Raw genomic sequence first — 9,134 nt, forward strand, 5'->3', positions numbered from 1 at the left:
ATAGTAATTGGAGTGAAATGCTCCATATGTTTAGTTGTTATTATTATTTCAAAAGTACCGCTGTTAGTCACGACGGTGGATTACTAAGCGCTTACCAAATATCATTACCATCCTCCTCTGTAATAAGCCCTTTATTCAAAGCCTCCTCTAAAATCATACCGGTATCAATATGTTTTAATCCATATTTCTCTATATATGGTGCTATATCTCTATAATTATTACTTGCAAGAATTCCACTATTTATTTTTGCAAGAGCAATTCCAGCAGCTTCACCTTTACCAATTTGCTTATTTCCATCTTTCCCTCTAACAAGAGATTGATAAACTGTATACTCCTCAGTGCCAACTTCTATTTCTAAAACAGTAGCACTTTTGTCTTCTAACAAGTTATCTGCTCTTTTCTTCAGATGCGGAATGGCAGGATTTGATAACTCATCATATACTGGCCCTGGAAATATTATCCGCCCTCCATATAGTTCTTTTAATATATTTACATCATTTATCCACAAAAACGCTGATAAACAATCTGTATCGAAGAAATACTCATCAGTCATTCAAGTTACCTTCCTCCTCTTCAAGATTGTATACAATATCAGCCCTGTATCCCTCTAATAACAATTCTTCCCTTTTGCCATTGGAGATTAAATCTCTTGCTGACAGATCTTCTATTTTTCGAATATACTCTCCCGTCGCAAAATATTGCCTATTCTCTGGTGCCGGCTGATACAACTCTTTTCCATAGCCAAGCAATGCAGCCATTCTAGAAACAGTGACATCTCTATATTCTTCTGCAGTTTTCTCATCTATAAACCCATTACTTGTTAACCTAAACAACATAGCCAAATGACTTATTTGAAAAAACTGCTCCGCATCTATAACCTTTCTAAGTGTCCACTCTTGATTATTTGCTGCATATTGGAACAGTGCATCATAAGGCATCAACAAATAACTAGCAAACTTATCAGCTTCCCTTTCTGAATCAGACTGATTTTCACTCATACTCTTATTACATATTATCTGACCATCTATATCCTCATAGAGGACATGGTATAATTCATGAGCAAGCGTAAAACGCTGTCTACCATATGATGTTTTTGAATTGATGCAAATCACTATATCATCATCTACTCTAGTACACATTCCACTAATTCTATCTGAAAGTGGATATCTAAGCACAGTTATATTCTTTTCCTTCCATCCATTAACTATTCCAAAGATATCAATAGGTGTATATCCATCTTCATTCCAGCCTCTTCGAGTCTGCAATGCAAGTGAATTCAATTCCTGATCCGACTTCATCATTATTTCTCCATTAAACTATTCATGTATCTAATATTTCTAGCAATTCTATTGACAGCAGCTATACTTTCTAAATCATCTGCCTGAACACAATTTGCTCGAAATGCAAATGTCATAGGTGTATATTCATCATCTATTCCAAACAAATAATCCTCTGTACAACAAAACAAACTACATATTTTTTCTATTAATGATACATTTAATGCTCTGGTACCATTTTCCAGCTTTGTAACCAGGCTCTGGTCAACTCCAAGATATTGAGCCATTTGCTCCTGAGTTAATTTACTATTCTTGCGCAATTCCTTAAGCCTATTGCTTTGAATATTTTCGCCCATGCACTTCCCTCCATTCTCATTTTCATTATATATCCTCTTTGTCATATTTTCAATTGCTGTTTTTAATTATTTTATGACAACATTTTCCGTCCTCTTTTATCATTTTACAAAAATATCTTCGTCTATATACTTGGCATACATTTTTCATTTCTCATTACCGTAAGCGCCTAATAATAATACGCTCCTACAATCCTAGGAGCGCTTTTGCATATCCCATTAATCTGTTTCGCATACTTGTATCCATATCGCTATAAGCTGACATTAATTCGCCCAGATCAGAATCTTTATCTATAACATAATAGTCAGCTCTATTACCTCTAGATCCATCCTCTTCTATCCCTGATAATAACCATTCTGGTGTTACATTAAGCACTTTGCAGATTATCATTATTTTATCTGAAGCCGGATTAGTTTTCTTTTTTCGCCAATCGCTTATTGTACTCTGCGGAATACCTGTTTTATCGGAAAATTCTTTCTGACTTATTTTTCTTTCATCCAACAATTGAAGAATTCTCTCGCTTGCTGTCATCCAATTACTCCTTAAATTCATCAATTGAATCGTCAAAATCCTCTGCCATATATTTTAGCTTTCCTTTCAGCATATTTGACTCTCTATATTTTGTTTTTGAATTATACTTAGTTTTGAGAAATCTAACAAAATCAACTACTTCGGCCATATCGCGTTCATTTAACCCTTTTACTTCTTCTAATAGTTCTGCATATGCCATAAGCTAACCTCCTCTAGACTGATATTCTAAACCTTTATAACAGTTCTTCCTATCCCAATTCGTGTTAATAAACAGCTTTTCATTTATTTTAAAAACGAACGTATTTTAATACGTTCGTTTTACGTTCGCTTATAAATTCGTTAATTCTCCCACAACACGTTCTCACCATGTCTCAGCGGATATGTACTCAGCTTTGTTCCATCCAAATCCGCTTTATGCATATCCACTGCAGTAATCTGGTGGTTTTCATAGGTATTGTAATAGTAGATTCCCTTATCCAAATTACAGCAAGATGTGTAGATGGTGATTTCATACGCATCATCACCTAGGTGCACGCATCCCCTCTGCTGGTCCACTGAACCTAGGATGTGAAAGAATTGGCTTACACTTTCCAGCTCTGATTCGCCTGATACAGAGTTCATCCGTGTGAATGCCGCTTTTACAAAACGGGATGTAGATGATAAATCCCCTGGCAAACCGATGGCTCCCATGCCACAGCTATACTGTTGCAAGGATAAGTTTTTAGCAAAAGTATTTTGTGCCGGCTCAGTAGAAAGAGCCATATATTTGTTTAAATCAAAGAGCTGAATATCGAAGGTTGGATTGTTAGTTATTACCCCAACCGGATTATCGTAAATGCGAAGCCCCTCTTTAGTCTGCTCCACTACTATAGACTCTGTTTTATCAGATATCATCCAGTGAAGTGGCGATAGAGGAAGCTGTTCGCTAAAGTTCTCATTAATGAGATTTATTCTTTCAAGCAATGTTCTGGCTTCATTCACAGAAGCGCACTGCCCCAATATCCATGGAATAAACTCGAAGGGAGCAATGTTATCTTTGTCAGGATTCATTTCCTTGTAGTCTGCATTGCCAGGGAAGTTCAGCCCTGCCATACCAACACCTTTTTCATTGATAGCGTCATAGAAAAGAGGATAGTCGTCCACCACAAATGCCATTCCAATCAGCGCATAATGGCTGTCCAAATCATTCTGATGCCTAATAGGGAACCTGTAGTTCCTAGGCATGATGGTTACTGTCTCATGATAAGAAAACTCCAAATCCAAGTTTCTACCAAAGTAATGATCTTTGCTATAGTATGTTGCTGCAGTACACATGATAACCTCCCCAAATATTGTTATTCTGTCTCTACCTAGGCTCCTTCCACTGGCTCACCACCCCATCCGGTGTGCCCATGAACTCCTCCATGGTGGCAGATGTTTCAGAACTGATGCCATCACGTTTCACAACAGCCTTCACTGTATCTACGATGATTTGGCAGTCTAGCGCAAAAGAAATGTTGCGGGCGTACCAGACGTCCATGGCGAATTTGTCTTCCCAGCTGACTGAGTTGCGGCCGTGGGCCTGAGCGTAGCCAGTGAGGCCCGGACGGACGTCGTGACGGTGACGCTGTTCCTCGTTGTAGCGTGGAAGATATTTTACAAGAAGTGGGCGAGGGCCTATTAAGGCCATGTCACCAACCAAGATGTTAAATAGCTCTGGAAGCTCATCAAGCGATGTGCCTCGCAAGAAACGGCCATATTTGTTCAAGCGGACATCATCTGGTAAAAGGTTCCCATTGGCGTCTTTACGATTATCCATGGTTCTGAACTTAACCAGTTTGAATACTTTTTCGTGCCAGCCAGGACGTGCCTGTGTAAAAAATGGATTGCCTCCCATAAATATAGCGCCTAGTATAATTAAAACTAGCAATAGTGGAGACAAAACCACAATTCCGATAAGTGCTAAAACAAAATCAATTAATCTTTTTATAAATTTCTCGTACATATTTTTCATTCCCTTACAAAATAAAATAGACAGCCCAAATGGACTGTCTAAAGTATATCATATTATTCAGCGAGTTCACCCTGCTTTTTGATTACTACGCTATCATACATCATCATTACGACGCCTTCTTCGTATTCGCCGATGATGGATTTATTTTCATTGCCTTTAAGGTTATTATCGATAAGTTTTATGAAGTCCACTCCTGCACCATATGCATGAAGGTAAGCACCACCGAAACGTGGATTAACTTCTGAAAGATAGTACTGACCATCTCTATAGAAGAAATCTGCGTCAAGAGGTCCGTTAAACTTAAATAAAGGTAATGCCTTTTGGATGAAGTCAAAGAGCTTCTCGTCCTTGAATGAAATTGTCTTATTTGCCCCGCCGATAGTTGTAGAAATCTTTTTCTTTGAAAAGATTGCAACTGGCAAATGGCTCTTTGTATCTACATATACATCTGCATCCAAGTCGAGGCAATCCATCATTTCCTGCGCAATAAGTGTTGGCTCTTGCTCAAATGCTGAACATAATGTTTCCTTATCGAAAACCTTTCTTGCTCCGACGCTACCGCTTCCACATCTAGGCTTTACAAATACTGGGAATGATACTTCACCAGCTTCTACAGCTGCCATTGTTTCTTCGTATGTTCCCCATGTCATTGGTGTATTGATTCCATTCTTCTTTAAGAACTTGAACATCTCATACTTATCAAAGCAAAGCTTTGCTGTCTCCAAATATGGAGCTAAAACCTCTACTCCAAGAGCCTCAAACTTTTCACGATTCTCAGCCAATATCATGATTTCTGGATCGATGAAAGTTGTAACCGCGTTAATCTGTTCCTTCTTGCAAATATCAAGTAATGTATCGATATATGTTGGATCATCAATTCTAGGTACAAGATATGTTTTGTCTGCAAAATACAAAGCAGGTGCGTAAGTACTATTGTCCGTTGCAATAATTCTTGATCCTTCTTCCATTGAAGCTCTGAAATCTTTCATGAGCTCTCCACGTCTACCAACACTACACATTAAATAATTCATTTTTATTACCTCGAATTCACTAATTATATGTTTAAATATTTTATCGTGTCTGCCACAACTGCCTTCTTCTCAAAGATGCGAATCATTCTTTCGCGGCCATTCAAGCCCATTTCACGTCGCTCTTCTGTAGACAATTGTAAAAACTTTTTCATGACCTGATATACGCTTTCAGGATTCTTGCATTCTACCAGGTAGCCTGTCACACCGTCTTCTACTGCTTCCAAGCAGCCATGGATGTTTGATGTGATAACCGGTCTGCCTGATGATGCAGACTCCAGATTAGTATTGGCCATTCCTTCATGCCAAGATGGCAAAACAAAGCAACTGCTTTCTGCAATGAATGGACGTACATCCAGTTGATACCCATGATAATGTAGCCAACCTTCAGCCTCATATGCATCAATCTGCTCTTTATATGATTCTTCGTATCCGCCAAGCACATGAAGCTCTACTTTTTCTCCATCAGCAATCAATCGCTTCATGGAATCCAAAAGCTCATCAATACCTTTTTCCTTCATAATACGACCGATAAAGAGGAATTTTGTTATATCACTTTCAGGATACTCCTGTAAAGCAAAGTATTCTGTGTTCACTCCTGCTCCACTAAGAACATGGGTCTTTTCCATATCTACGATTTTATTATCGATGAAGATGTCTCTGTTACCAACATTTTCAAAGAATACAATCTTAGCTTTTTTACAAGCAATGGTATAAAGAGCTGTGGCAATCTTCTTTACCATGCCATCATTCTGGAACGCTGTTCCAAGGCCAGTGATATTGATAGCATATGGTACCTTGCATAATCTGCAAGCCATGCCACCATAAACATTTGGCTTGATAGTATATGTGATAACCAAATCTGGCTTTTCACTTTTTACAATTGATATACACTTCATAAGAAGCTTTAAATCCTTAAAAGGATTAAGCCCGCGTCGGTCAACCGGCAGCTCTCTCAAGTCCACACCTAAAGCCTTTAAATCCTCGATATTTGTATCAAAAGGTGTATATGCTATTACATCATTATTTTTCGCTATTAATTCAGATATAAGGTTATTACGAAAATCGTATAAACCACCTGAATTATTAGCAAGTATTATTATTTTTCCCATTTATTTTTCCTAAATCTATAGACAATCAAAAACTCGTAAACGGTAAACCATCCGTACCTTTCTAAAATTTAGCCGCGCCCGCAGGCGCGACGATTACTTCACTGGTTTTCTACATTCACTTGGAAGTTCATCTGACCAAGGAAGTAGCTTATCCATAAAACTTCTATCTGTATCATCCAGATGCTCTGGAATTACAGTAAGAAGATGTTTGAAATACTCATAAGGTTTTAGGTTATTAGCTTTTGCTGTTTCAGCAATGCTGTAAGCAATGGCGCTAGCTTTTGCTCCAGAGATTGTATCAATCATAACCCAGTTTTTCTTTCCGATGCAGAATCCACGGATTGACTGCTCAGCAGCGTTGTTATCCATAGGAACTTCACCATCTTCAAGAAATACTTTTAGATACTGCTCCTGGTTGATTGAATACTGTAATCCTTTATGAGTTTTACTGTTAGCTAATACACTTGGTTCAACTTTATGAACCCACGCAAAGTAGGCCTCAACCAGAGGCTTGACAGTAAGCTGTCGATGTTCGTATCTTTCGGCTGGAGAAAGGTCACTTAGCTTTTTCTCTTCGCGATAGATAGCTTGAATCATCTTCAAAGCTTTATTCGCTGTACAGGATTTCTGTTTATCCTTCGGTGTAGCCTTTAAGGCTTCATCGAATCGGCGCCTTGCATGCGCCCAACATCCTGCTATTGTCAGGTCGTCACGTTCCTTTTCAATGGAGTGATAAACCTGATAGCCATCTGTCACACAGATGCCTTTGAAATCCTTGAGAAAATCTCTTGGATGATCGGACTTTCTAGTCCGCTGGTAATCATAGATTACTATTGGCTTATCCTTGTACATCTTACCTGTTCGATAAACCCACATGTAACTCTTAGATCCAGCATCTCGACCATCCTTGTTAACTAAGCAAGGAGTTTCATCAGCTTGTATTACATGATAGTCATACAAATGCTCATGAAGATAATCGTAAAAGACTGCTAAGTATCTGTCAGCACACTGGATAACCCAGTTAGCCATCGTTTGACGTGATATGTTAATACCAACTCTGTTGTATTCAGCTTCAATACGATATAGTGGCATCGCATTTACGTATTTAGCATTGAATATACCAGCAACTGTACTGTCAGAGGCCATGCTATTTCTAAGTAGCTGCTTTGGATGATTAGCCTTAATCATTCGTTCTGATTTAGAACCAGAATAAACAGCCACATGGTGCTCCTCAACCGAGACAGAAGCAGGTGTATATTTATACCGCCTATAGATTTCATCAGGAAGACGCTTCCAGGTTTCATCACCAAAGAAGCTCTTAAGTTCTTCCTCAGTCATTTCATGAGGGATTTTTTCAACAGGAAGACCTTTTATATCTTCTTCCTTTTTGCCTTTTGATTTCTTACGAGTGACAGTGATAGTTTCTTCATTGTCATCTTCAAAGCAATCATCTACAAAGGCTTCAGCCTCATTGAAAATGATTTCACCATCTTCGATGGTAAATGATAGTTGGTTTGATTCATCAGATTTCTCAGATGAACGACCAAAGCGCTGACGATTCATATCAGCCATCTGTTCAAGCAGAAGCTGCATCTTGTTATCGATGGATTCAAGTTGCTCCTGCTGATTTAAAAACAGCTGTATTAGCATCGCTTTGTCAAAGTTATTCAGTTGTTCCTCTGTGAATTTAACTGACATAATCGCTCCATTTCTTATGGAACTATTATAGCTGAAATGCAGTGTTTACGCTAATTTTCAGCGTTTTGGCATTCGTCATAATGCCTATGTTTGTAGGCTTCACAGAGCTTATATATGAAAGGCTAGTAACTAGCCATTTCAATTGATTTAATGGTATTTCCAGAGAAAATATGCCCACATATGAGCCTTATTCAAGGCTTTAAACAAGAAGAGAATCGCTTAAAATCAGCGTTTCCTGGGCGCTTAAAAATTCTCTGTTTTATACAAAACTAAACGATTTCTTTAGGCTCTTTGAGTTCTGAAATCGGATGTTTAGCGACTATAGTAAAACCACTCATTAACCTTTGATACTGTTCAGCTGAAATTGCTAGAGCTTCTGACTCAGTCCTAGGCCAGGCAAAAGCACCAACCTCAAGTCTTTTATAAAGAAGGAGAAAGCCATCGCCTTCCCATACAAGGCCTTTTATCTTGGTTGCTTTTCTTCCGCAGAACAAAAACAAGGTATCCTTGTCAAAAGGATCTAGGTTGAATCTTAGCTTTACGAATGATGCCAGTCCATCAATACCTTGGCGAAGATCAGTGTAACCTGTAGCAATGTATATCTTCTTAAAACTGGTAGTGTCATTGAGCATGGCTTATTGCTCCTATCAGTTTTAATAGAAACTCTTCAGAAATATCTTCTGATATTTCTATACGAGCATTGCCACAAATGATTGAAGCTACTCCATACGTTACTGGTTTTGGTTCAGCAATAGCAGGTGGTAGTTCAACAAAAGTCGGTTCACTAATAACCATCTGATTAGATTCATCTATAGACTGAAGCTGACCTGCGAAATAGTCCTGAACTCTACGCATGTGATCATAAAAGGTTGGTGGTTTAATATCGTGAATGGCACACCATTCACGAACTGTCATGTCTTTGGGTCTGGAATTGAAGTCTTTAACTTCTTCAACCCATTGCTGATAACGCATCTGTCTTTTTAAGGCAGCTGAATTATTCATATGAGTATCCTCCTGTATGTTCGGGTTTTATGACTTGTATGAGAACTATATCCATAGTTTCCATACAATCCATAGTTGTTATACAGAATTATCTCAAATCCGAACAAATGGAACGAGGTACTCATGATTTACCGTTTAC

12 protein-coding genes are annotated in these 9,134 nt (G+C 38.4%); all 12 read right to left on the minus strand.

Annotated features, from left to right (window positions below):
* Window positions 1–91 precede the first annotated feature (91 nt).
* A complete protein-coding gene (locus tag BM102_RS13970; protein WP_090482960.1) occupies window positions 92–553 on the minus strand; it encodes a PIN domain-containing protein in 462 nt (153 codons plus the stop codon).
* A complete protein-coding gene (locus tag BM102_RS13975) occupies window positions 546–1,301 on the minus strand; it encodes an ImmA/IrrE family metallo-endopeptidase (protein WP_242942948.1) in 756 nt (251 codons plus the stop codon). The genes BM102_RS13970 and BM102_RS13975 overlap by 8 nt, the downstream gene beginning before the upstream one ends.
* A complete protein-coding gene (locus BM102_RS13980) occupies window positions 1,301–1,633 on the minus strand; it encodes a helix-turn-helix domain-containing protein (protein WP_090482967.1) in 333 nt (110 codons plus the stop codon). Before BM102_RS13980 ends, BM102_RS13975 begins: the two co-directional genes overlap by 1 nt.
* Before the next feature lie 184 nt (window positions 1,634–1,817).
* A complete protein-coding gene (locus BM102_RS13985) occupies window positions 1,818–2,162 on the minus strand; it encodes a helix-turn-helix domain-containing protein (protein WP_090482970.1) in 345 nt (114 codons plus the stop codon).
* Window positions 2,163–2,166: 4 nt separating this feature from the next.
* The gene (locus BM102_RS13990) at window positions 2,167–2,361 is read right to left on the minus strand and encodes a DUF2281 domain-containing protein (RefSeq protein ID WP_090482973.1); all 195 of its coding nucleotides are present in this window, start codon (window positions 2,359–2,361) and stop codon (window positions 2,167–2,169) included.
* A gap of 140 nt (window positions 2,362–2,501) precedes the next feature.
* Window positions 2,502–3,476: a choloylglycine hydrolase gene (bsh, locus tag BM102_RS13995; protein WP_090482975.1), complete on the minus strand. Its 975-nt coding sequence runs from the start codon at window positions 3,474–3,476 to the stop codon at window positions 2,502–2,504.
* Window positions 3,477–3,507: 31 nt separating this feature from the next.
* Window positions 3,508–4,146, minus strand: a complete 639-nt coding sequence (locus BM102_RS14000; protein ID WP_090482979.1) for a sugar transferase — start codon at window positions 4,144–4,146, stop codon at window positions 3,508–3,510.
* A 62-nt stretch (window positions 4,147–4,208) separates the two neighbouring features.
* Window positions 4,209–5,186 (minus strand): ATP-grasp domain-containing protein, encoded by a 978-nt coding sequence (locus tag BM102_RS14005; protein WP_090482981.1) that lies wholly within the window; start codon window positions 5,184–5,186, stop codon window positions 4,209–4,211.
* 23 nt (window positions 5,187–5,209) lie between these two features.
* Complete coding sequence (locus BM102_RS14010; RefSeq protein WP_090482983.1) at window positions 5,210–6,295, minus strand: glycosyltransferase family 4 protein; 1,086 nt, start codon at window positions 6,293–6,295, stop codon at window positions 5,210–5,212.
* 93 nt (window positions 6,296–6,388) lie between these two features.
* Window positions 6,389–7,993, minus strand: a complete 1,605-nt coding sequence (gene tnpC, locus BM102_RS14015) for an IS66 family transposase (RefSeq protein WP_090478522.1) — start codon at window positions 7,991–7,993, stop codon at window positions 6,389–6,391.
* Window positions 7,994–8,262: 269 nt separating this feature from the next.
* Window positions 8,263–8,625, minus strand: a complete 363-nt coding sequence (tnpB, locus tag BM102_RS14020; RefSeq protein ID WP_072919712.1) for an IS66 family insertion sequence element accessory protein TnpB — start codon at window positions 8,623–8,625, stop codon at window positions 8,263–8,265.
* On the minus strand, window positions 8,615–8,995 hold the full coding sequence (locus tag BM102_RS14025; RefSeq protein ID WP_090478519.1) for a hypothetical protein: 381 nt from the start codon (window positions 8,993–8,995) through the stop codon (window positions 8,615–8,617). The genes tnpB and BM102_RS14025 overlap by 11 nt, the downstream gene beginning before the upstream one ends.
* Between the last annotated feature and the right edge of the window lie 139 nt (window positions 8,996–9,134).

The organism is Pseudobutyrivibrio sp. JW11, assembly GCF_900115355.1.
Lineage (GTDB): Bacteria > Bacillota > Clostridia > Lachnospirales > Lachnospiraceae > Pseudobutyrivibrio > Pseudobutyrivibrio ruminis.